15 protein-coding genes are annotated in these 23,879 nt (G+C 45.1%); 11 read left to right on the top strand and 4 right to left on the bottom strand.

Annotated elements, in window-relative coordinates; genetic code table 11:
• Nucleotides 1-357: 357 nt before the first annotated feature.
• Nucleotides 358-1,545, bottom strand: coding sequence for a tyrosine--tRNA ligase (tyrS, locus tag R7H07_RS06905; protein WP_017820416.1), 1,188 nt, complete (start codon nucleotides 1,543-1,545; stop codon nucleotides 358-360).
• Nucleotides 1,546-1,675: 130 nt separating this feature from the next.
• On the opposite strand from tyrS, the gene R7H07_RS06900 reads away from it, so the two are divergent.
• On the top strand, nucleotides 1,676-2,968 hold the full coding sequence (locus R7H07_RS06900) for a peptidoglycan DD-metalloendopeptidase family protein (RefSeq protein WP_005386530.1): 1,293 nt from the start codon (nucleotides 1,676-1,678) through the stop codon (nucleotides 2,966-2,968).
• A gap of 64 nt (nucleotides 2,969-3,032) precedes the next feature.
• Here the strand turns inward: R7H07_RS06900 and vmeK are convergent, their stop codons facing one another.
• The 3 genes from vmeK to erpA form a co-directional block, all read right to left on the bottom strand.
• Nucleotides 3,033-6,137, bottom strand: a complete 3,105-nt coding sequence (vmeK, locus tag R7H07_RS06895; RefSeq protein WP_005380029.1) for a multidrug efflux RND transporter permease subunit VmeK — start codon at nucleotides 6,135-6,137, stop codon at nucleotides 3,033-3,035.
• A gap of 9 nt (nucleotides 6,138-6,146) precedes the next feature.
• Entirely contained in the window at nucleotides 6,147-7,262 is a 1,116-nt protein-coding gene (locus R7H07_RS06890; protein ID WP_206959600.1) for an efflux RND transporter periplasmic adaptor subunit, read from the bottom strand.
• Between the two features lie 105 nt (nucleotides 7,263-7,367).
• Nucleotides 7,368-7,709 carry an iron-sulfur cluster insertion protein ErpA gene (erpA, locus tag R7H07_RS06885; protein WP_005380031.1) on the bottom strand — a complete coding sequence of 114 codons (342 nt, stop codon included), beginning with the start codon at nucleotides 7,707-7,709 and terminating at the stop codon, nucleotides 7,368-7,370.
• Nucleotides 7,710-7,955: 246 nt separating this feature from the next.
• Here erpA and hemL point away from each other — a divergent pair, with 246 nt between their 5' ends.
• The 10 genes from hemL (at nucleotide 7,956) to R7H07_RS06835 (ending at nucleotide 23,879) form a co-directional block, all read left to right on the top strand.
• Entirely contained in the window at nucleotides 7,956-9,251 is a 1,296-nt protein-coding gene (gene hemL, locus R7H07_RS06880; protein WP_206959602.1) for a glutamate-1-semialdehyde 2,1-aminomutase, read from the top strand.
• 346 nt (nucleotides 9,252-9,597) lie between these two features.
• Nucleotides 9,598-10,683 carry an AI-2E family transporter gene (locus R7H07_RS06875; RefSeq protein ID WP_005386541.1) on the top strand — a complete coding sequence of 362 codons (1,086 nt, stop codon included), beginning with the start codon at nucleotides 9,598-9,600 and terminating at the stop codon, nucleotides 10,681-10,683.
• Between the two features lie 76 nt (nucleotides 10,684-10,759).
• A complete protein-coding gene (gene rsmC, locus R7H07_RS06870) occupies nucleotides 10,760-11,785 on the top strand; it encodes a 16S rRNA (guanine(1207)-N(2))-methyltransferase RsmC (RefSeq protein WP_025768200.1) in 1,026 nt (341 codons plus the stop codon).
• A gap of 226 nt (nucleotides 11,786-12,011) precedes the next feature.
• Nucleotides 12,012-15,398 (top strand): response regulator, encoded by a 3,387-nt coding sequence (locus tag R7H07_RS06865; RefSeq protein WP_005380036.1) that lies wholly within the window; start codon nucleotides 12,012-12,014, stop codon nucleotides 15,396-15,398.
• Nucleotides 15,399-16,179: 781 nt separating this feature from the next.
• The gene (locus R7H07_RS06860) at nucleotides 16,180-17,862 is read left to right on the top strand and encodes an ABC transporter substrate-binding protein (protein ID WP_005380037.1); all 1,683 of its coding nucleotides are present in this window, start codon (nucleotides 16,180-16,182) and stop codon (nucleotides 17,860-17,862) included.
• A gap of 170 nt (nucleotides 17,863-18,032) precedes the next feature.
• Complete coding sequence (locus R7H07_RS06855) at nucleotides 18,033-19,019, top strand: ABC transporter permease (RefSeq protein WP_005380038.1); 987 nt, start codon at nucleotides 18,033-18,035, stop codon at nucleotides 19,017-19,019.
• A gap of 2 nt (nucleotides 19,020-19,021) precedes the next feature.
• Nucleotides 19,022-20,047: an ABC transporter permease gene (locus tag R7H07_RS06850; RefSeq protein WP_047102642.1), complete on the top strand. Its 1,026-nt coding sequence runs from the start codon at nucleotides 19,022-19,024 to the stop codon at nucleotides 20,045-20,047.
• A gap of 2 nt (nucleotides 20,048-20,049) precedes the next feature.
• Nucleotides 20,050-21,033, top strand: coding sequence for an ABC transporter ATP-binding protein (locus tag R7H07_RS06845; protein WP_005380040.1), 984 nt, complete (start codon nucleotides 20,050-20,052; stop codon nucleotides 21,031-21,033).
• 47 nt (nucleotides 21,034-21,080) lie between these two features.
• Nucleotides 21,081-22,076, top strand: coding sequence for an ABC transporter ATP-binding protein (locus R7H07_RS06840; protein WP_005380041.1), 996 nt, complete (start codon nucleotides 21,081-21,083; stop codon nucleotides 22,074-22,076).
• A gap of 63 nt (nucleotides 22,077-22,139) precedes the next feature.
• Complete coding sequence (locus R7H07_RS06835; protein ID WP_206959604.1) at nucleotides 22,140-23,879, top strand: glycoside hydrolase family 9 protein; 1,740 nt, start codon at nucleotides 22,140-22,142, stop codon at nucleotides 23,877-23,879.

The following is a 23,879-nucleotide window of genomic DNA, read 5'->3' as shown; positions in this document are numbered from 1 at the left end:
ACGCTAAAAGTCAGACAACAATTAAGATGCACAGAGAAAACCAATGCGAATGCACTGTCTATTCAGAATGTATGAAGGAAATAACGAGAAGAAAATTAGAAAAGATGCCTCACCACTTAGGTAAGGCGGAGATCGCCAATACCGAAGCGGGTTATTTCGCTCCCTTAATCTTACTCACCCAACGACTGGGAGGATGGTCGGTATTGTTCATGTAAATCTCCGATAGCGCTGCCATTATTGGCAGCGCAAGTATAGTAGCAAAGTTCATCAGGTATGGAAGTTTTACTTTGCCGTTTTTGCTAAATTTTCATACAAAAAAAGCGCCCTTCGGACGCTTTCATTTGCAGTCATTATGAATTACTGAATAGTAATACGAGCAAATTTACGTTTGCCTACTTGGAACACGTAAGTACCCGCTTCTGGAGCAAATTTGCTGTCCGCAATTTTTTCACCATCAATCTTCACAGCGCCCTGCTTAACCATGCGCATCGCATCTGACGATGATGGACATAAGCCTGCTTCTTTCAACAGATTACTCACTGGGCGACCTGCGTCAAAGTCAAACTCTGGCATTTCATCAGGAATTTGGTTCTTCGCAAAACGGTTTACGAATTCTTGCTCTGCTGCATCGGCATCGGCTTCACTGTGGAAACGAGCAATAATTTCTTTTGCTAGCAATACTTTGATGTCACGAGGGTTTTTGCCCGCTTCTACATCAGCTTTGAATTGAGCAATCTCTTCCAGAGGACGGAAAGAGAGCAGCTCGTAGTAGCTCCACATTAAGTCATCAGAAATAGACATGATTTTACCAAACATTTCGCTTGGCGCTTCGCTGATACCGATGTAGTTGTTTGCTGACTTAGACATCTTCTTCTCGCCATCAAGGCCCACTAGAAGCGGCATCATCAGTACAACCTGAGGTTTTTGACCGTGAGACTTTTGCAGTTCACGACCCATTAGAAGGTTGAACTTCTGGTCTGTACCACCTAATTCAACATCCGTTTCCATTGCTACTGAGTCCCAACCTTGTAGAAGTGGGTACATGAACTCATGAATAGCAATTGGCTGACCACCCGCGTAACGCTTTTTAAAGTCGTCACGCTCTAGCATACGAGCAACGGTTTGGTTTGCCGCAAGGCGAATCATACCTTCTGCGCCCAATTCAGACAGCCACTCAGAGTTAAACTGAATTTTAGTCTTTGCAGGATCGAGAATTTTGAACACTTGCTCTTTGTACGTTTCAGCGTTACGCAATACGTCTTCACGACTTAGCGGTGGACGAGTTGTGTTTTTACCTGTTGGGTCACCAACCATTGCAGTGAAGTCACCGATTAGGAACGTCACTTCATGACCTAGTTCTTGGAACAAGCGAAGCTTATTGAAAATAACCGTATGGCCTAGGTGAATGTCAGGTGCTGTTGGATCAGCGCCCAATTTAATACGTAGAGGACGGTCTTCTTTTAGTTTTGCGATTAGCTCTTCTTCTGGAATCAGCTCTTCAACACCGCGCTTAATCTCGGCTAGTGCAGCTTCAATGCTCGCCATTCTTGTTCACTCCCACAGATTTGGCAAAAATATAATAGTTGAACATATTACTTGAATAGCGATGCATTTTGAAACACGTTAGACTAGGTAGTTGTCACTTTTTCCGTTTAATTTAGCAATCAAGTACCTCATGCATTCGATTTTTGTCCGACTTCCACTCTTGCACAAAGTATTGATCGGTTTTTTTAGTGCGCTGATTATCTTCGCGCTCTTCTTTTTACCTGATCCGCAAGACCTAGACCCGCAGCAGAGCCGATTAAAAGTTGGTCAACATTATCCTGTGCCAGTTTCCCTCGAACTCAGTGCACTAAATAGTTCATCGCCTGCGGTTCCCGCCGTGCTGCGCTGGGAGACATACAAGGTAAAAAATGGCGAGAGTGCTGCCATCTTATTTAGTCGCGTAGGGCTTTCTGCTCGTCTATTACATGAACTGGTGTCATCAGACAAAGAAGTGGAAAAACAGTTAACTCGGCTTCGACCTGGTGACCGATTGCAATTTGGTTTTGACGAAAATAACGACTTGGTGCAGCTAAGAAGAACACTAAGCGCGTTCGAGACTTTTCGTATCACATTAAAAGACGGCAAGTACGTTTCTGAAGTTGATAAGAAAGAAGTCGACTTCCAGTACAACTACGCTGAAGCCACCATCAAATCAAACTTTTGGAATGCAGGAATATCTTCTGGATTAAATGGTAACCAAATCATGGAACTGGCTGGCATATTTGGTTGGGACATCGACTTTGCTTTAGATATTCGTAAAAACGACAGCTTCCGAGTACTTTACCAAGAGGAAGTGGTAGAAGGTGAAGTAATCGGCCGTGGAAAAATCATTGCTGCGATCTTTAAAAACCAAGGCGATACCTTTACCGCAATATTGGATCAGAAAAGTGGCAAGTATTACGACGAAAATGGGCGTGCAATGAAAAAAGCATTCTTACGCGCGCCGTTGGATTTCCGTCGAGTTTCGTCTAACTTCAACCCACGCCGCTTACATCCAGTGACGGGACGCGTTCGTCCTCATAGAGGCACGGACTATGCAGCACCAGTGGGCACCCCGATTTGGGCGGCTGGTGATGGTGTTGTTCAAAAATCGTCTTACAACAAATTTAATGGTAACTACGTTTTCATTAAACATAGTAATACTTACATTACCAAGTACCTGCACTTAACCAAACGTACTGTACGAGCTGGTCAACGCGTTAAGCAAGGCCAAACCATTGGTACGCTTGGCGGAACTGGCCGTGTAACTGGCCCTCACCTGCACTATGAGTTCCTTGTGAATGGTGTCCATAAAAACCCGCGCACGGTGAATTTGCCACAATCTAAATCCCTGACAGGCAAAGCGAGACAAACTTTCATGGCAAACGCGAAAATTAGCATGGACAAGCTTGAACGCTACAGCAAACTGCTAGCAATGAAGTAAGCCAGGTATTGAAAAGGGCAGCGAAGCTGCCCTTTTTGTTTTGTCGATATCATCACGATAAAGCTTACTGTTCGGAGTGATGCTCTCTCCCGAGCATCAGCAAACACGGGGTCAGAACTAACGTTAGCAAAGTCGCAAACGCCAAACCACCCGCAACAGCGGTCGCAAGCTGAGACCACCATTGAGTGCTTGGTGCGCCAAACTCCACTTTCTGATTAACTAAGTCGATGTTCATTTCTAACACCATTGGCAATAAGCCTAATATGGTGGTCACCGTCGTAAGTAAAACGGGTCTTAAACGCTGCACACCCGTACGCAAAATAGCCTCAGATTTTTCTAAGCCACGTTTACGCATCTGATTATAAGTATCGATTAAAACAATATTGTTGTTTACCACGATACCAGCCAACGCAATCACTCCAATTCCCGACATAATGATGCCAAATGGCTTTTGGAAAATAAGTAACCCGGCGAAGACACCAACGGTAGAAAACAGCACTGCACTAAGGATTAAGAAAGCTTGATAAAAGCTATTAAACTGCGTAATTAAAATCAAAGCCATCACACCAAGCGCGACAATAAAAGCATTTTGCAAGAATGCTGATGAGTTTTCCTGCTCTTCATTTTGACCCCGAATCTTATATTCAATGCCTTCCGGTAAGTCGAGCTGTTCCATTCCAGCGGCAATCTTAGGTAACTCAAGCGCCAAATTGTAACCTTCCACCATATCCGCTTTAATATTGATAACTCGATGACCGTCGACCCGACGAATAGTGTCTTGCTTATGATCTGGTTTGATTTGAGCAAAATTCGTAATCGGTACCAGACCAGCTGCCGTTTTCACTCTCAGTTGATCAAATCGACCTATGTCGCGCTTATCTTGCGGATAGCGCACCAAAATATCGACTTCTTCATCCGCATCATCGGGCAAATAATCGCCTATTTTCAAGCCGTTCGTAACAAACTGGACGGTATTCCCGACTAAAGTAGCATCCGCTGCAAAGCGAGAGGCGTCATCTCGCTGGATATCAATTTGCCAATCAATCCCTTCCTTATTAGTGGTATCACTCAAGTTGGTCAGTGCAGGATTACCATCAGCCCAATGTCGTACTTTTTTGGCCGCTTCATCTAACGCACTAACACTCAAGTTTCGTGATGATACTTCAATCACGAGATCATGCTCGACAGGCGGTCCTGCGTCCGGGAATTTATACTCAAGTTCAACACCATAAAAGCGATCTGTCGTCTCTTTTAGTTCCTCAATAATGGTTTTCACTTTGCGTCGATACTGCCAATCCACAGGCGTTATTTGAATCTGGCCAATCTCGTCCCCATTATCGCTCGATCCTGTGCGCGTGTAGACACTTTCAAACTCGTCATGACCGAGCATCACCTTCTCGATTTCGCGCATAACAACATCTTTTTCGTGAATAGACAGGTCACCATAAGAACGAACTTTAACGGTAAAAAAGGCAGGGTCCACCTCAGGGAAAAACTCTGCACCCAAGCCAGCTTTGTTGTAAGTGAAGCCGACACCTGCCGCTAGCAGTATCGCGCTGAGTAAGACCTTCCATGGATGACGAATCGCTACCGACAGAGTCTGGTAATAAAGCTTGGTAATGCCTGTCGCTTTTTCAAAGTTGCCGTTATGCAGCTCAACCATTTCTCGCTGAGCTTTCTGATTGACTACTTGAGGCTTGCCAATGATCCCGCCGATGACAGGAACGAACAATAAAGCCATCATCAGAGAAGCGGCCAAAGTAGCAATTAAAGTAAGTGGTAAGTACTTCATGAACTCACCAGTGATGTCTGGCCAGAAAAGTAACGGAGCAAACGCAGCCAATGTGGTTGCTGTGGATGCGGTAATAGGCCAGGCCATTCGCTTTGCGGCATCTCGATAGGCTTCTTTGCGTGGCGTTCCTTCTTGCATGCGCCGATCTGCAAACTCTGTCACCACAATGGCACCATCCACCAACATGCCTACTGCCATAATTAAAGCAAACAGTACGACGATATTGACCGTCAGCCCAAATACCGATAACACCAACAACCCAGTCAAGAACGATCCTGGAATAGAAATCCCCACGAGAAGCGCGGTCCTAACCCCCAATATGGCAATAATGACGATAACTACGAGGATAATTGCGGATAAGATATTGTTTTGTAGATCACTGAGCATCAATTTGACATCGTCGGATTGATCCCAAGTGTATTTAACTTGCAAATTGTCGGGCCACTCGGCACGCTTCTGTCCCTGAGCCAGTACTTCTTTTACCAGCTCAACCGTTTCAATAATGTTTTCCCCTGCCCGTTTTTTTACATCCAAAACGATGGCAGATTCGCCATCTAAACGAGCAAAACTTTCAGGATCGCGAAATGCACGTCGTACTGTCGCCACATCGCCAAAAGTGATCACCTCTTTGCCATTCACCTTGATCGGTAGTTCAAGCACATCTTTCAGTGAATCAAAAACCGATGGGACTTTTACCGAAAAGCGTCCATACCCAGTATCGACAAACCCCGCTGCCACAACTCGGTTATTCAAGGCAATTAAATTATAGATATCCGCTTGATCGAGACCGTAGCTTTCCATCAATAGCGGATCGACAACTATCTCCACGATGTCTTCGCGATCTCCTGCGATTTCAACCTCAAGAACCTGACGGAAACTTTCCAAACGATCACGTAACGTTCTGGCAATCTGAACAATGGTTCGCTCTGGTACGGTGCCATAGAGCACAACGGTCAAAACAGGCTCTTCAGATGCAAACGTGACTTCGTTTACCGTCGGCTCATCACTGTCCTCTGGTAACTTTGGCTTCGCAAGATCAACCGCATCACGCACATCTGCCATCGCTTTATCAAGATCCACTCCGACACTAAATTCCAGCGTCACCGAAGCATGACCTTCTGATGCCACAGAGGTCATCTCTTTTACGCCTTCAATAGAACGCAGCTCTTGCTCTATTGGACGAACCAATAAACGCTCGGCATCGACAGGAGAAATACCTTGATGTCCAACAGAAACATAAATGATCGGAATGGTAATATCAGGGCTCGATTCCTTGGGGATAGTGACGTAAGTAATGACACCGGCAATTAAGATCATCACCAGTAATGTCAGCATGGTGCGAGCGCGGGATAACGCAGCATCAATCAGAGTGTACATAAGTGCTCCTTACTGCTCACTAGCCGCTTCAACAACTACGTCATCAACTTTATTGGCCAGTACTTGATCACCATCTCGCACAAAACCTTGTCCCAGCACGATAATATCTGCACGCTCTCCTAACCCAGAGAGCCACACACCATCATCCTCGGCCTTAACGAGTTGAATTGGAACAAACTCAACATACTCATTACGCAGTGTCTTGACACCTAAGTTACCTTCTTCATCTAGTGCTAACATGGCAGCCGTAATCTTTACTGCCAACACTTCACTCAAAGGCAGCTGTACTTCTGCGCTCATACCGGCAGGAATTCTTGCGTCTTGATTATCAATTTCGATTTCAATTGGAAATGTATTAGTAGAAGCAGAAGAAACACGTCCAATGTAGCGCACACGACCTTGATGATGCTGTTGGTTAATGGTTCTTACGTCGGCTTCTAGGCCTTCCTTAAGGTATTGTATATGCCGTTCACTGACATCGGCTTCAATCACTAAAGTATCCAAATCAATGACCGTCGCAATAGGATCGCCAATCCCGACAAAATCACCTAACTCAACAAAGTGGTGATCTACGATGCCATCAAATGGCGCTTTAACCTCAGTATTTCTTAAAGCCGTTTGCACGTTACTCAAATTCGCACGTGCATCTACCAACGCTGCTTGCGCTGTCGCAAATGCAACCTCACCTTGCAGTCCACGACTTTTTAGCGATTTAGCAGCATTAAACTCTTTCTCTTTAACCAATAGCATCGCCTGGGCCCGTTTAAGTTGAATGCCAAGGTCGCGCTTATCGATGTTTGCGATCACTTGTCCCTGTTTGACCTCTTGGCCTTTCTTTATGTTAAGACTGACTATTTTACCGGCAACTTCGGCGCCAAGACGCGCTTGACGATTGGGCGCTGTTCGTCCATACAATTCAATGGTTTTACTGGTAGGTTCGGCAAGAAAAGTATCAAACATCACCTTTGCAAGTGGTGTCGTGTTCGTGGATGTTGAAGAGTTAGGATGATCATCTTGTGCTTTGAGTTGGCCGATGGTTAGCCATGCAACAAGAAGTAAGACGAGGATAAGAGATACTAGCCAAGGGCGCTCGACAATTCGGCGTCCAAAAGAAAGTCCAGACATATAAAGTCCTTTTTATTATTTCTCTGCATATCTGCGAGCGTGTGCTTTACGTGACATCCTTCTACATAAAGCACAGGCAGCCATTAGCTGCCTGTTAGGTGTTAATTACACACTGAACGATGCACCACAACCACATGTTGTCGTTGCATTGGGGTTATTTACGAAGAAGCGCGCTCCTTCCAACCCTTCTGTGTAGTCAACAATACCGCCAACGAGATATTGCAGACTCATAGGGTCTACAACCAGTGTTACACCACTGTTTACGATTGTCGTATCGCCTTCGTTTACATTTTCATCAAAAGTAAAGCCGTATTGGAAGCCGCTGCAGCCGCCGCCAGTAATGTATACGCGCAGTTTCAATGCTGGGTTTTCTTCTTCAGCAATCAATGCTTTAACGCGAGATGCTGCTGCGTCAGAAAAAGATAATGGTACGTTTACTTCGCTCACGAAGACCTCTCTCACTCGTGTAATGCGTCAAGCCTGAAGCAAGACGTCAAATTTGTGCTAATTGAGACGATTATCCAATACCTGACAAACTCGTTCAAGTATTCGCCGCCGATTCTTTATAACAGATGCGGATATATAAGATTACACTGCGAAACAACACATAAATTAAGCAAAACGTTTCTAACTTGATTATAGCTAGGTACAATGCGCTCCACTTGGTCCGAGCAATCAAAAGAGGATAACCCCATGACCAAATCATCAGAGCTGTATCAAAAAGCTCAGCAAACCATCCCTGGCGGTGTCAATTCACCAGTTCGTGCATTCAACGGCGTTGGCGGTTCTCCGCTATTTATCGAACGAGCAGACGGTCCACTGATTTTTGATGCCGATGGTAAAGCGTATATTGATTACGTTGGCTCTTGGGGTCCAATGATTCTTGGCCACAACCACGCGGTTATCCGCGAAGCAGTAATTGATGCAGCGCAACGCGGTCTCAGCTTCGGTGCGCCAACAGAACTTGAAATCGCGATGGCAGAATTAGTTTCTGAGCTTGTTCCATCAATGGAGCAAATCCGCATGGTAAGTTCTGGTACTGAAGCTACGATGAGCGCGATTCGCCTTGCACGTGGCTTCACCGGTCGCGACAAGATCATGAAATTTGAAGGTTGTTACCACGGCCACGCTGACAGCTTGCTAGTAAAAGCAGGTTCTGGTGCACTAACACTAGGTCAACCAAGCTCTCCTGGCGTTCCTGCAGATTTTGCTAAGCACACGCTAACAGCAACATTCAACGACCTAGATTCTGTACGCGAGCTATTTGCTGCTAACAAAGGCGAAATTGCTTGTATCATCGTTGAGCCAGTAGCAGGCAACATGAACTGTATTCCACCAGTGGAAGGCTTCCACGAAGGGCTACGTGAAATCTGTGATCAAGAAGGCGCGCTACTAATTTTTGATGAAGTAATGACAGGCTTCCGTGTTGCTCTAGGCGGCGCGCAAGCACACTACAACATCAAACCCGACCTAACGACACTGGGTAAAGTAATTGGTGGCGGTATGCCAGTAGGTGCTTTCGGTGGCCGTAAAGAAGTGATGCAATACGTTGCACCTACAGGCCCAGTTTACCAAGCTGGTACCCTTTCCGGTAACCCTGTCGCAATGGCAGCAGGCTACGCATGTTTGAACCTTCTAAAAGAAGAAGGCAACGAAAAGCGCCTAACTTCTAAAACGAAACAACTTGCTGAAGGTTTTAAGTCTCTAGCAGAGAAACACGGTATTCCTCTGGTTGTGAACCAAGTGGGCGGCATGTTCGGCTTCTTCTTCACTGACCAAGAAAAAGTGACTTGCTACGAAGACGTAACGAAGTGCGATGTGGAACGCTTCAAGCGCTTCTTCCACTTAATGCTCAAACACGGTGTCTACCTAGCGCCTTCAGCGTTCGAAGCGAGCTTTACTTCCCTTGCTCACGGTTCAAAAGAAATCGATGCCACGCTAGAAGCGGCTGACCGCTGTTTTGCAACTCTTGCAGAAGAAGCAAAATAATCGCTTAAAAGCTGCGATAACTAATTTAAAAAAGGACCATCACGGTCCTTTTTTATTGCCAATTCAATATAACCAATACTGCTAAAACACCAATAACAATGCCAAACCACGGTATTCGTTTGGCTTTTTTCTCGGTTTGACACTTTTTATCACCGTTGCAACAACCCATAGTTCATCTCTTGATTGATAACCGACTGATTTGTGGTCATTATAACAAGGTATATTGCTCTGCTCTAATTCGGCATTGTCATAAGCTTGAAAGAGTTAAGAGTGCAAAGTAATAAAGGTTACACGCCATCATTGAAGGCATAAACCGTAAACGTCACCTGTAAGTTGGACTAATACCATGCCAAATAATGTAAAAATAACGTCGAGTCACCGAGTACTAATGGTTGCTTTACTCGCCGCTGCTTTTGCTTGCTACTTATTGGTTGAGCCATATATCAATTCAATTGTGATGGCTTTTATCATTTCTTTGCTCATGTTTCCGATACACGAATGGTTTGAGCAGAAAATTCCCAAGCACCCCAATATGGCGGCACTGCTGTCATGTGTCGTCTTGACGTTTATTATTGTTATCCCGCTTTTATTTGTGTTTGCAGCCATTGTTCAGCAAGGCTCTGTTTTCTCACAAAATACATATAATTGGGTTACCAATGGTGGCATCCAAGATATATTCCAACATCCTTTCGTTATCAAAGGCTTAGCGATTGTTAATGAGTACTTACCTTTTGATAAAATCGAGCCCAAAGCCATTGCTGAGAAAATTGGTCAATTTGCTACATCGTTTGGCTCTAACTTAGTTGCTATCAGCGCAAAGATTTTAGGAGACGCAACCAACTTCCTAATGAACTTCTTCCTGATGCTGTTTGTGCTGTTTTTTCTGCTTCGTGACCACGACAAAATTATCTCTGCGATTCGTCATATCCTGCCACTCTCACGTAGCCAAGAAGACCGCATATTGACAGAGATAGAGCAAGTTTCTAAATCAGCCGTGATGGGCTCATTCATGACAGCGATTGCTCAAGGTTTGGCTGGCGGTATCGGTATGTGGCTCGCCGGCTTCCCTGGGTTATTTTGGGGAACAATGATGGGCTTTGCATCATTCATTCCAGTGGTAGGAACCGCACTAATCTGGATTCCTGCAGCAGCGTACTTGTTCTTAACAGGCGATATGACTTGGGCTATCTTCTTGACGGTGTGGAGTGTAGTTGTCGTTGGCTCTATAGATAACCTATTGCGTCCGTTGCTAATGCAAGGCAGCGCCGGCATGAATACCCTTATGATTTTCTTCTCATTACTGGGTGGTCTGCATCTGTTTGGTTTGATTGGTCTTATCTACGGCCCACTTATTTTTGCCGTGACCATGGTACTGTTTAATATCTACGAGGAAGAATTCAAAGACTTCCTTAACCAACAAGACAACAGCTAGTCACCGCTTAATCACTTCAAGCTTGGGGCAGATTGTGCGAAAATCTGCCCCAAATTATTTCTGATGAACCAAATTTATGTCTGCTTATATCGCTCCTAGCCAAATAGCTCAGCGCCAACTTGAATACTTCAACGGAAAACACGTTTTAGTCGCTGGTGAAGTTGAAGACCTATTTCCTCTTGAGTTAGTGGCTCATTGTGAGTCTGTTGAAGTGTTTACTTCCAACTATAGCTACTACCGCCAAATTCAAACCTCTGACAAAGTGAAAAGTCATTTTGGCTCTGTGTTTGATGTTGAAACAAAAGCAGACATGGTCCTTTTATACTGGCCAAAGGCAAAAGCTGAAGCAGAATACTTGCTGGCGATGTTGATGGCGAAACTGGGCATTAACACCGAAATCGTCATCGTTGGTGAAAACCGCTCCGGCATCAAGAGCATCGAGAAGATGTTCCAAGAATACGGCCCTGTGAACAAGTACGACTCTGCTCGTCGCTGCTCATTTTACTGGGGTAATTGCCTCAATGAACCAAAACCTTTCAACCAAGCAGATTGGTTTAAGTCTTACACTGTTACACTCGGTGAGCAGTCGCTAGCGGTTAAGAGCCTACCTGGCGTATTCAGCCATGGCGAGTTCGACTTAGGTAGCCGATTGCTGCTTGAAACCTTACCTAAGCTGTCGGGCAAAGTGCTCGACTTTGGTTGTGGTGCAGGTGTGCTCGGTGCGTTTATGGCGAAAGCGAATCCAGAGATCGCGATTGAGATGTGTGACATTAATGCTTATGCGATCACTTCTAGCCAAGCCACATTAGAAGCGAATGGTTTATCCGGACGCGTATTTGCATCAGATATATACTCGGATACCGCAAAAGACTACCGCTTTATTATCAGCAACCCGCCATTCCACAGTGGTTTAGACACAAATTACAACGCAGCGGAAACCTTGTTGGGTCAGGCACCACAATATCTAACCAAAGACGGCGAAATGGTGATTGTCGCGAATAGCTTCTTAAAATACCCACCAATTATCGAGCGGGCGTTTAATAATTGCGAGACGCTAAATAAGACCAATAAATTTTCTATCTACTACGCGAAAAAATCATAACTTCCCCCCGCGCAGGCACAAACCTGCGCGATTTTTTCTCATAAATTCAACACTCATAAGAAAAACTGCGTCACCCTGCACGCTTTACAACTAACTTTCTTGTCAAAGAAAAAAAACTCGTTAATTTTGTTAATTCTATCTAGTTGAACATCTTATCCGTTTTTAACGAGAACCTCGGCAGCGAAGTATGTTTTAGAACTGCCCATTATGAGTTGTAATCTTATCCATGTTTAAATTCTACAAAAAACAGAAATTTAAGCGCCTTCAGAGTACACTGATGACCGCATTTCTGGTGCTCAGTATCACACCTCTTACCATTACTGCGATCTTTTTCTTGCAGTCCCACAGTAAAGATCTGCAAGAACAAAGCACCTCACACTTACTGTCTGTTCGAGATACAAAACAGCAGCAAATCATCGACTACTTTGAGGCACGAGAAACCGAAGTCATGGGCTTTGTGCGCTCAGAGTTGGCTTACGCCAGTGGTGGCCGATTCTACGGTCTCGTCAATGCTTTTAGTCGTTTAGGCAATGATATTGAAGAGTCTCGTAAAAACGCCCAACAGCGCTACATCGAGGGCAGCGGAGACCAAATCAAAACCTCAACGTTACCCGAGTCATCCAACTATGTAGGAAGTGAACGTTACCGGCTTTTACATAAACGCTATCATTGGGCCTACTTAGAGCTCCTCAAGCGCTCTGATTTTAATGACATTTTGCTGGTAGACATCAATGGTAACGTCACCTACTCGATCAACAAAGACGATAACTACGGAACGAACTTGTTATCAGGCCCCTACAAAGACTCGGCACTTGGCAAAACTTTCAAGCGTCTCGCCGATGATGTGACTGAACGTCGAAAAGTAAACGAAGACTACACTCCTGTGATTGTGTCTGACTTCGAGCTGGAAGGGGGGAAATCAGTCGCTTGGCTAGGTGCACCAATTGTTCAGCAAGGTTATCTACACAGCTATGCCATGTTCCGCTTGCCAAATAATGGCATCACTAAGTTAGCCGCAGACGCCAACCGAGAGTCATCAATTAACACCTTGCTGGTTGGAAATGATCACCAACCTCGCACAATTAACACGAAACAAGACGACATTAAGAACAGTTTAGAAGTGATCGATAAAGCACTCTCTGGTGCATTTGGTGTCGGCACTTACACAAACGGTTTAGGTGAAGAGATCATCGCGGCTTATGCACCGATTGAAACTCGTGGTGTGATTTGGGCGCTCGTCGTACAGTTACCAGAAAACGAAGCTTTCGCTCGTATACATCAACTCGAAAAACTATTCGTTATCGCTATGTTGATCGCCATTATCCTTGTGGTGATCGCTTCTCACTATTTATCAAACTTTATCACTTCTCCGTTGCTGAAATTGACTTGGGTTGCCGAAAAGGTCTCTGCAGGGGATCTTGATGACACGTCTTTTAATACGGTTCGTAAAGATGAAATTGGTCGGCTTGCGTTAAGCTTTGAACGAATGCAACGCTCTATTCGAGAGAAGATTCAAACCATTAAGAAGCAAAATGAAGAACTAGAAAGCAACATACAGATCATTCAGAAACAGAATGAAGAACTGCAATTGGCCGATAAATTAAAAGATGAGTTCTTAGCCACGACTTCTCATGAACTTCGTACACCGTTACACGGCATGGTCGGGATTGCTGAAACCTTAGCGTCCGGCGCCAATGGCGCGATCCCCGCTAGCCAGAAATATCAGCTTGATATCATCATTAAAAGTGGTCAGCGTCTCGCTAATCTAGTCGATGACTTGTTGGATTATCATAAAATGCGTTATGGAAGCATGGATATCCAGAAATCAGCAGTGAGTTTGGGCAGTGCAACACGATTGGTTTTAGAGCTTTCTAGCCATTTACTTGGAAGTAAAACCATCCGCATCATCAACCAAGTCCCAGCGGATTTAAAAGCAGTGTCAGCTGACCCGCAACGCCTTGAACAAGTGCTATATAACCTGATTGGCAATGCGATTAAATACACCTCAGAAGGTAAAATTGTTATCTCCGCTAATGTGGTAGATGATCATGTACGCGTACAAGTCGTGGATACTGGACAAGGAATTCCCGCAGAACAACTTGAACATATTTTTGAACCACTTATCCAAGCAGGGCAAGACGCGAGCCGTTATCGTCAAGGTGCAGGACTTGGGCTCTCCATTAGCCGTCAATTGATCGAATTAATGGGAGGCTCGTTATACGTCAGTAGCCAACCAATGGTCGGAACTACCTTCAGTTTCACTTTACCGCTCGCCAGTGAAGAAGAAATCCAAGCAACCCAGACTCTAGCTGCGCACGGGCACTTCCAAATTCCTGAAGTTAATGTAGAGAACAGTGAAGACTTATCACTTCCAGAGAACCCAGACGGCCCGTTACTGTATGTTGCTGACGATGAACCAGTAAACTTACGCGTGCTTGAAAGCTTTTTACGTTTAGAGGGCTATCGTGTGCGTACTGTCTCCGATGGGCCAGAAACGTTAGCGCTCGTCGAGCAAGAGAAGCCGGAACTTCTGTTATTGGATATCATGATGCCAGGCATGAGCGGCTACCAAGTTTGTAGTGAACTACGTGAAACCTATGATCATGCCGAGTTGCCAATCATTATGCTCACCGCACTCAGTCAAACAGAAGATCGTGTAAGAGGTTTTGAGGCAGGAGCCAACGACTATTTATCGAAACCATTTAATAAACAAGAGTTGGCGGCACGTATCCAAGCGCATTTAACGGCAAGTAAAGCAGAAATGCGCCATATGGAAAACAAAGTGCTAGAGTCTGAACTTAGACAGCGTGCAGTCGTTGAAGCAAGCTTACTTGAGACTCAAGGTCGTTTGTTGGAACAGCTAGAATCGGCTCCTGAAGCTATCATCTGTCTACGTGAAGACAAGCGTATTCGCTTTGCTAACGAAGCTGCTTGTAAGCTATTCAAGCGCAGCTTAGAACAGCTAAAGCGTTCATCTGCTGATGAGCTGATTGCCCCTAAATATCTGACCGTCAAACAACCTCATTACTGTGGCAAGATTGATATCTATATTGAAGATATTCGTCAGAACATCGAAGCAGACATTCTTAAGCTCCCTGAAGGTTCAGGGTTAGATATCATGTACATCTTTAATGTCGGCGGTGGAGCCAGTGCCGCTCGCATACATAATCTAGAAACCGCCGTAGAAGTGCTTTCAAGTTATGCATTTGATGGTGACAAAGACCAATTGCAAAAGCTAAAAGAGCTTGGCGGAGAATTTACGCGCCTTGCAGACAAAGCGCTCGGTAATAAAAAAGACAAGCAAGAACTTATGCGAGAAGTTCTAGTAGACGCAATGACACATGCTTTAGAGTATTGGGAATCTGTAACGGGTGAAAGTAAGTTCGCATTTGCAGAGCAAAGTGGCTTGTGGCGCGTTTATCTAGACCGTAGTACTTTGCAAACACGCACTTTAGATAAATACATGCGTATAGAAACATTACCCAAAACACCACGTTGGAGAACGGTGCTAAGCTCGATAGAGTTCATTCTCGAACACTGCAAAGAACAGAGCCCCGAGAGAGCATACATAGAAGCACAACGAGATAAACTACAGCGACTATTGACCAGCTAATATTTATCAAAAAAACTAGCCTAGCGTGCATGCTGGGCTTTTTTGTTATTCGAGTATTCCCTTCCTAGAGATAAAAGAGACCGCCTCTTCCTACCCCATTAACATATTTCCAATAACGAACATTCGGTTAGACATCGCTATCTATTGTTGGTCTTCAAAACGTACGATCTTATCCATTTAACTGGCCTTAATTAGGTAAGTTCGAGCAACCAAAAAACTTCATTCATACAATAAAAAAAGGACGACAAACGGAAGAAAACTGTCGATAAAAAAGGCCATTTTTCAGATAACAAGCGGATTTTGACGAACTATTGATAGAGATTGCGAACTTAATCACAACAGAACGGCAGATTAATTTTTAGCTGATTAATTAACACCATTTCTGCATGTGAGCGAGATCTCCGAACCTAGAAACCAAGCAAGAAACGTATATTTTAAATGGATCACCAGGTTAGTAATCACCAACACTCATTATTAACAAGGATATAAACTGCGACGCATATCAACGTTTATTTTTTGTCCCTCTACTGGTTAAAATTAGCCAAAATAACGTTTATAACGGAGAGCTCAGAGATTTTAACGTTTTTAACGGGAATCAAGTTTGATTATTTTATGGATAAGGTGTTTTCTTACTCCTGCCTAAGGCCTACAGGCCACTCTTGGCGAAACTCAATGTTGTAATGAGTAAGGCATGTACAAGAGGTAGGTCTTAGAGAGTGTTTATCAATTGATGACATTCAATTCCATTTAGTGAAATGAAAGCAAATAGTAAGGAACAGCTATGCTTGCCAATATTAAAAAAACAGCACTAGCAACAGCAATTATTGCAACGGCTACTACAGGTTTTGCATCGGTAGCTACTGCGGCTGAACGCAGTGAACTGACTATCCACCCTAAAGAGTTTACAACTTTCGTTCGTAACTTTAACCCTTTCTTGGGTGCAACTAACCTGCACACAACAACCGACTTTATTTACGAGCCGCTCGTTGTTTTTAACGAAATGCACGGTAACACGCCTGTATTTCGTCTAGCAGAAAACTTTACCATGGCTGATGACCTGATGAGCGTAACCTTCGATATCCGTAAGGGCGTAAAATGGTCTGATGGCAAAGCGTTTACCGCTGATGATGTTGTTTACTCTTTCAACCTAGTTAAAGAGAAGCCAGAGCTAGACCAATCTGGTATCAACTCTTGGGTGACTGGCGTAGAAAAAGTTAACGACTACCAAGTTAAATTCCGTCTAAGCGAAGCAAACTCAAACGTTCCTTACGAAATTGCGAAAGTACCAGTCGTACCTAAGCACGTATGGAGCAAAGTAAAAGATCCAGCAACATTCACAAACGAAAATCCAGTAGGCAGTGGTCCATTTACTGAAATCGACACTTTCACACCGCAGCTATATATCCAGTGTGAGAACCCGAATTATTGGGATGCTGACAACCTAGATGTAGATTGTCTGCGTGTGCCACAAATCGCGAACAACGACCAATTCTTGGGCAAAATCGTTAACGGCGAAATGGACTGGACGTCTTCATTCGTACCAGACATCGACCGTACGTACGCTGCAGCAAGTCCGAATCACCACTACTGGTACCCACCAGCGGGTACTCAAGCATTTGTAGTGAACTTCAAAAACCCAGACGCTGCGAAAAACGAAGCACTAACTAACGTTGACTTCCGTCGTGCGTTCTCTATGGCGCTAGACCGTCAAACTATCATTGATATCGCTTTCTACGGCGGCGGTACAGTGAACGACTTCGCATCTGGCCTTGGCTACGCATTTGAAGCTTGGTCTGATGAAGAGACGCACAACAAGTACAAAGGCTACAACACATACAACGCGGAAGGTGCGAAAAAGCTTCTAGCTAAAGCTGGCTTCAAAGATGTAAACAAAGATGGCTTTGTGGATACACCATCTGGCAAGTCTTTCGAGCTTCTAATTCAATCACCAAACGGTTGGACTGACTTCAACAACACGGTACAACTAGCCGTTGAGCAACTAGCAGAAGTGGGCATTAAAGCTCGTGCTCGTACACCGGACTTCTCGGTATACAACCAAGCTATGCTAGAAGGTACTTACGACGTTGCTTACACCAACTACTTCCACGGTGCAGATCCACACTTGTACTGGGATAGTGGCTACAACTCGAAGCTACAAGCTGGTGACGGCATGCCTCGCTTTGCAATGCACTTCTACAAGAACGATAAGCTAGACGGTCTTCTTAACAGCTTCTACAAGACAGCAGATAAGCAAGAACAGCTAGAGATCGCTCATGGCATTCAGAAGATCATTGCTCAGGACCAAGTAACTATTCCTGTGCTATCTGGCGCGTACATGTACCAATACAACACAACTCGCTTCACTGGTTGGTGGAACGAAGAAAACCCTAAGGGCCGTCCAAACATTTGGGCAGGTATCCCAGAGCGTCTACTTCACGTACTGGACCTAAAACCAGTTAAATAAGTAGAAGTTCATTTCAAGCGGCATACATCCCGTGTGCCGCCTATAAAAATCCCTTGTTAACGAAACCAATATGTGGCGCTCGTCGTCAGGGGATTTTTCGCTCTAAATTTCGCTAGGAGCGACCTGAAACCAGAAACAGGGAAAAAATCTGGGTGAGTAAGGTGTGAGTTATGGGTTATTTTTTAAGACGTTTGTCGTTCTATCTTGTCGCGCTCTTAGTTGCAGCGACGTTAAACTTTATTATTCCGCGAGCAATGCCTGGTGACCCAGTTACCATGATGTTTGCTAATGCTTCAGTACAGGTGACTCCAGAACGAATCGCAGCAATGAAAGAACTGCTCGGTTTCGTTGATGGGCCAATTTACATTCAGTACTTCTCGTACATTAAAAACATTCTAAGTTGGGAATTGGGCACCTCAATCCAGTTCTACCCACTTTCAGTTAATTCTTTACTAGGTAGTGCATTTGGCTGGTCACTATTTCTAGCTGGTACTGCGGTTGTACTTTCTTTCTCCATCGCTTCTGTCCTTGGTATTTTTGCCGCCTGGAAGCGCGGTAGTAAGTACGATGCATTCGTAACGCCTGGTACATTGATCATTCAAGCTATTCCACAAATGGTTATCGCAATGTTAGCGCTGTTTACCTTTGCGATTGGCCTGAAATGGTTCCCATCTGGCTATGCTTACACGCCAGGTACTATTCCTGATTGGACAAGCTGGGAGTTCATCAAGAACGTGGGTTACCACGCTGTATTACCTCTATTCTGTGCAACCATCGTTCAAATTGGTGGCTTCCTAGTTAACATGCGTAACAACATGATCAACCTTCTCGCCGAAGACTATATCACGATGGCTAAAGGTAAAGGGCTGAGTGAAAACCGCGTCGTCTTTAATTACGCCGCACGTAACGCACTACTTCCAAGTGTTACCGCACTGTCTATGTCTTTAGGTATGGCCATTGGAGGTCAATTAATCATCGAGATGATTTTCAACTACCCAGGCCTAGGTACTGTTCTATTGAACGCAATTCACGCTCGTGACTACCAAGTACTTCAAGGTCAGTTAATTATCATGACGATGTTCATGCTGTGCTTCAACTTAATGGCTGACATGCTGTACATGATTCTAGACCCTCGCCTACGTACGGGAGGCAAATAATCATGAAAGAACTATTCAAACTTATTTTAGGTAACGCATTTGCTCGCATTGGTCTTGGCATTGTTACGCTGTTCGTGTTCGTTGCGATTGCCGCTCCTTTACTTACAAAGCATGCGCCAGACAAGCGAACCGGTAACCCACACGAATACCCAAGCTTTGTTGTAAAACAGGCACAAAACAACCCTGATGGTTGGGTCGCTAAAAACCTAGCAGACGATCGTCGTACACTGCTTATGTCTAAAAAGGCCGACCACGTATTAGGTACTAGCCGAATGGGTCGCGATATCTGGTCGCAGGTGGCTTACGGTGCACGAGTATCACTGGGTGTAGGCTTTGGTGCTGGCATCATCGTGTGTTTCTTAGCAACAGTCATTGGTATATCGGCAGGTTACTTCGGCGGTAAAGTGGATGACGTATTGAGTGCCGCGATGAACATCATGTTAGTAATCCCGCAGTATCCATTGCTATTCGTGTTGGCGGCCTTTATCGGTGAAGCAGGCCCACTCACCATTGCCTTGATTATCGCTGGTACTTCTTGGGCATGGGGTGCACGTGTTGTCCGCTCTCAAACTATGGCACTACGCGAGAAAGAGTTCGTTAAAGCTGCCGAAGTATTGGGAGAGTCTTCATTCCGCATCATCTTCGTTGAGATTTTACCAAACCTTATCCCAATTGTCGGTGCGAGCTTCATTGGCTCAGTAATGTTGGCGATCAACACTGAAGCGGTCATTTCGTTCCTAGGTTTGGGTGATGCCAACACGATCAGTTGGGGCATCATGCTTTACAACGTGCAAACCTCATCAGCCATGCTGATTGGCGCATGGTGGGAAGTACTAGCACCTTGTATTGCCCTAACACTACTGGTTACTGGTCTTGCTCTGTTGAACTTTGCCGTTGACGAAATTGCGAACCCTCAACTTCGTTCTCACAAAGGCATGAAACGCTGGAAAAAACTAGCAGCAAAAGACAAGAAAGAGCGTGAGCCTGAACTGGCACCACAAAATGCACTATGGAGCGGAGATAAATAATCATGACTGCACCACTAATTTCCATCCGTAACCTATGCGTAGACTACATCACAGACGCGGGCGATGTCCGCGCCTGTAACAACGTGAGCTTCGACATTGCACCAGGTGAAGTATTCGGTCTGGCTGGTGAATCTGGCTGTGGCAAATCCACTGTTGCCTTCTCACTAATGCGCCTTCATAAGCCACCAGCGTTTATCACAGGTGGTGAGGTTATCTTCAACGGTGAAGATATCCTTCAGTACAGCGATGATCGCATGCAAGCGTTCCGCTGGAGTGAAATGTCGATGGTATTCCAGAGTGCGATGAACGCTTTGAACCCTGTTCTAACCATGGAAGAGCAGTTCTGTGACGTCATCATGCGTCATACCAATATGACTCGCGCTCAAGCAAAAACACGCGCTGAAGGTCTGCTGGAAATCGTTGATATCCACCCTAGCCGATTGAGTGATTACCCGCACCAGTTCTCTGGTGGTATGCGTCAACGTCTAGTAATCGCAATCGCTTTGGCTCTGAACCCAAAAATGATCATCATGGACGAACCGACTACCGCATTGGATGTAGTGGTTCAACGTGAAATTCTACAAAAAATTTACGCGCTTAAAGAAGAGTTTGGTTTCTCAATTCTGTTCATCACACATGACTTGTCATTGATGGTCGAGTTCTCGGATCGTATCGGCATCATGTACTCAGGTGAGTTGATTGAAGTCGCGCCTTCTAAGCAAATTCTGGAAAGTCCTTACCACCCTTACACCAAAGGTTTGGGTAGCTCTTTCCCTCCACTAACTGGACCAAAGACCAAATTGACTGGTATTCCAGGTAACCCGTTGAACTTGCTAGAAGTACCACGGGGCTGCCGCTTCCAAGCTCGTTGCGATCGCGTACATGAAGCATGTACACGTGTACCAACCCAATTACGTCAAATTGAACCAGGTCGCCTCTCAAATTGCCATTTGTACGGCGACACCATTGCTCAAGCTAAGGTTTAACAACAAAAAAACGTTAGCTAAGAACAAAAATTACACTGGAGAGAATTATGAGCAAACAATTCGGCGAACTGCTGATTGAGGGTAAAAATGTCGTTAAGGACTTCCCTTTAAACAGTAACTCAATCAAACAATCTAAGATGCGCGCAATCAACGACGTCTCTTTCAAAATGTACAAGAGCCGCGGCTTGTCAGTGGTAGGTGAATCTGGTTCAGGTAAGTCTACTACTGCAAAAATGATTGCAAAAATGTACGCACCAACCGATGGCATCATTGAATACAAAGGTCGTGATATCCAAGACATCACCTCTCGTCACGATTTAATGACCTACCGTGAAGGTGTACAAATGGTGTGGCAAGACCCGTTTGGCTCGCTAAACCCAACGCACAATATCTTCCACCATATTGCGCGCCCGCTGCTGATTCATAAGAAAGTAGCACCGGGCAACAAGAAAGAACTGGAAGAGCGTGTGTACGACCTACTTGAACAAGTTGGTCTTATTCCACCAAAAGAAACGGCGCAAAAGTTCCCGCACCAGCTATCTGGCGGTCAGCGTCAACGTGTAAACCTAGCTCGTAACATCGCAGTTGGTGCTGAAGTGGTATTGGCGGATGAGCCAACATCGATGCTCGATGTATCAATCCGTGCCGGTGTTCTGAACTTGATGGAAGAGATGAAGTTCGAGAAACAAATGTCTCTGCTTTACATCACTCACGACATCGCAACAGCGCGTTACATTGCTGAAGATCTCGCGGTCATGTACGTAGGTCACATGGTTGAATGGGGCGATACTGAAGAAATCATTCACGATCCTCAACACCCATATACGCAACTGTTGGTATCTGCGGTTCCAGATCCATCGAAGTCTATTCACGAGAAACTGAAAGGCAACAAAGGGGAAATCCCACTTTGGACACCAGAATCTGTCGGCTGTCCATTTGCTGGACGTTGTGTACACGCTACCGACAAATGTCGCGAACGACTACCGGGCGTCACTCAACTGTCCGACAACCACTTTGTCCGCTGTTACTTATTTGAAGATTAATCATAACGAGGGTCAGGTTCAGCCTGACCCATTCCTGTTTTTATCGTTTCCCGGAGACATTGAATGCTGCTACTGACTAACCACATTGGTTATGAACGTCTGGGCCCAAAGAAAGCCATTATCCAGACCGAACAACCACACTTGTCTTCTTACACTGCTCAATTGATTTGTGCCACTAGCGAGCAAACCGTGGCAACTTTTGCGGTTGAAGAACAAGGTAAAGTGGCGAACTGGCATCAGGGCTATTTCTACCTCATCGACTTTTCCTCTTGCACAACGTCAGGTGACTATTTCTTGCAAGTAGAAGATACGCGCTCTTCCTCTTTCATCGTTGGCGAACACATTCTGTTGGATCAAACTTTGTCAGATGTGATCCACTACTTCAAATCGCAACGTTGCGGCGGGATCTTCGATCAACAAGATCGACAACTTCCAGTACTAAACTCCAATAAAAAGGTTGATGTACACGGCGGCTGGTACGACGCATCAGGAGACGTTAGCAAGTATTTAAGTCACCTTTCATACGCGAATTATTTGAATCCTCAACAAACCCCAATGGTGGTTTGGAACATCCTAAAAGGGGTTTCGTTGCTTGAAGGAAGCGAAGACATTGCAGCTTTCACACGTACACGTCTGATTGAAGAAGCCCTGTTCGGTGCAGACTTTCTTGTGCGTATGCAAAACGAAAAAGGCTTTTTCTACATGACGGTCTTTGACAAGTGGAGCAAAGATACTGCGCAACGCGAGATTTGCGCGTACGAAACTCAACTTGGTCACAAATTTGACGACTATCAAGCAGGCTTTCGACAAGGTGGCGGTGTCGCCATTGCAGCGCTAGCGGCAGCGTCGCGTTTAAGTGTTCACGGTGAATACGATCAACCAAAATACCGCAACGCTGCCGAAAATGGTTACTGGCACTTAAAAGAGCACAATACGCAGTACCTCAATGATGGGGAAGAAAACATTATCGACGAATACTGTGCGCTACTGGCTTGTGTAGAACTGTTTAAAGCAACCAAAGAAACTCGCTACTTGGAAGAGAGCCGTTTGTGGGCGCAACGTTTAGTTGCACGCCAAATGAGCGACGAGCAGATTCAACACTTTTGGTCAGCAAACCAAGACGGCAGCCGTCCATACTTTCACGCAGCCGAAGCTGGTCTACCAGTTATTGCCCTATGCGAATATCTATCTATTGAAGACGACTCAGCACGAGCGGAATCAGTAAAACGTATCGTCAACCTAGCGTGTGAGTTTGAGATCACAATATCGAATAAAGTGATCAACCCATTCGGTTACCCTCGCCAATATGTTAAAGGCGTAAATGAGTCAAAACGCGAGGCATTTTTTGTCGCACACAACAATGAATCCGGCTATTGGTGGCAAGGCGAGAATGCTCGACTTGGCTCACTCGCGACCATGGCGTACCTTGCTCAACCGCATATAGCGTCGCAAGAAGTACAGCAACAACTTTCTGTGTTTGCTCAAGATGCATTGAACTGGGTTGTAGGCTTAAACCCATACGACATGTGCATGCTAGATGGCCATGGTCGTAACAACCCTGATTACCTCCCTCAATATGGTTTCTTCAACGCAAAAGGTGGCGTGTGTAACGGAATCACTGGCGGCTTTGAAGACGAGGAAGACATTGCATTTAACCCACCAGCACAAAAAGAAGACGTGTTACAAAACTGGCGCTGGGGCGAACAATGGATCCCGCATGGCGCTTGGTACTTACTCGCGATAATCAGTCAAGCTCAGCATGTTTCTCAGTTGGCGACCTCTAAAAATATGAAGGAAGAATAA

The organism is Vibrio sp. Vb1127 (genome assembly GCF_033338735.1).
GTDB classification, from domain to species: Bacteria; Pseudomonadota; Gammaproteobacteria; order Enterobacterales; family Vibrionaceae; genus Vibrio; species Vibrio alginolyticus.
The sequence above is the reverse complement of the archived record's forward strand: the minus strand, read 5'-3'. Positions and strand labels throughout refer to the sequence as shown.

What these genes read in the sequence shown, in the direction of transcription:
- tyrS (WP_017820416.1), bottom strand. Translation starts at nt 1,545, where the DNA reads ATGGCGAGCATTGAAGCTGCACTAGCCGAGATTAAGCGCGGTGTTGAA.
- R7H07_RS06900 (WP_005386530.1), top strand. Translation starts at nt 1,676, where the DNA reads ATGCATTCGATTTTTGTCCGACTTCCACTCTTGCACAAAGTATTGATC.
- vmeK (WP_005380029.1), bottom strand. Translation starts at nt 6,137, where the DNA reads ATGTACACTCTGATTGATGCTGCGTTATCCCGCGCTCGCACCATGCTG.
- R7H07_RS06890 (WP_206959600.1), bottom strand. Translation starts at nt 7,262, where the DNA reads ATGTCTGGACTTTCTTTTGGACGCCGAATTGTCGAGCGCCCTTGGCTA.
- hemL (WP_206959602.1), top strand. Translation starts at nt 7,956, where the DNA reads ATGACCAAATCATCAGAGCTGTATCAAAAAGCTCAGCAAACCATCCCT.
- R7H07_RS06875 (WP_005386541.1), top strand. Translation starts at nt 9,598, where the DNA reads ATGCCAAATAATGTAAAAATAACGTCGAGTCACCGAGTACTAATGGTT.
- rsmC (WP_025768200.1), top strand. Translation starts at nt 10,760, where the DNA reads ATGTCTGCTTATATCGCTCCTAGCCAAATAGCTCAGCGCCAACTTGAA.
- R7H07_RS06865 (WP_005380036.1), top strand. Translation starts at nt 12,012, where the DNA reads ATGTTTAAATTCTACAAAAAACAGAAATTTAAGCGCCTTCAGAGTACA.
- R7H07_RS06860 (WP_005380037.1), top strand. Translation starts at nt 16,180, where the DNA reads ATGCTTGCCAATATTAAAAAAACAGCACTAGCAACAGCAATTATTGCA.
- R7H07_RS06855 (WP_005380038.1), top strand. Translation starts at nt 18,033, where the DNA reads ATGGGTTATTTTTTAAGACGTTTGTCGTTCTATCTTGTCGCGCTCTTA.
- R7H07_RS06850 (WP_047102642.1), top strand. Translation starts at nt 19,022, where the DNA reads ATGAAAGAACTATTCAAACTTATTTTAGGTAACGCATTTGCTCGCATT.
- R7H07_RS06845 (WP_005380040.1), top strand. Translation starts at nt 20,050, where the DNA reads ATGACTGCACCACTAATTTCCATCCGTAACCTATGCGTAGACTACATC.
- R7H07_RS06840 (WP_005380041.1), top strand. Translation starts at nt 21,081, where the DNA reads ATGAGCAAACAATTCGGCGAACTGCTGATTGAGGGTAAAAATGTCGTT.
- R7H07_RS06835 (WP_206959604.1), top strand. Translation starts at nt 22,140, where the DNA reads ATGCTGCTACTGACTAACCACATTGGTTATGAACGTCTGGGCCCAAAG.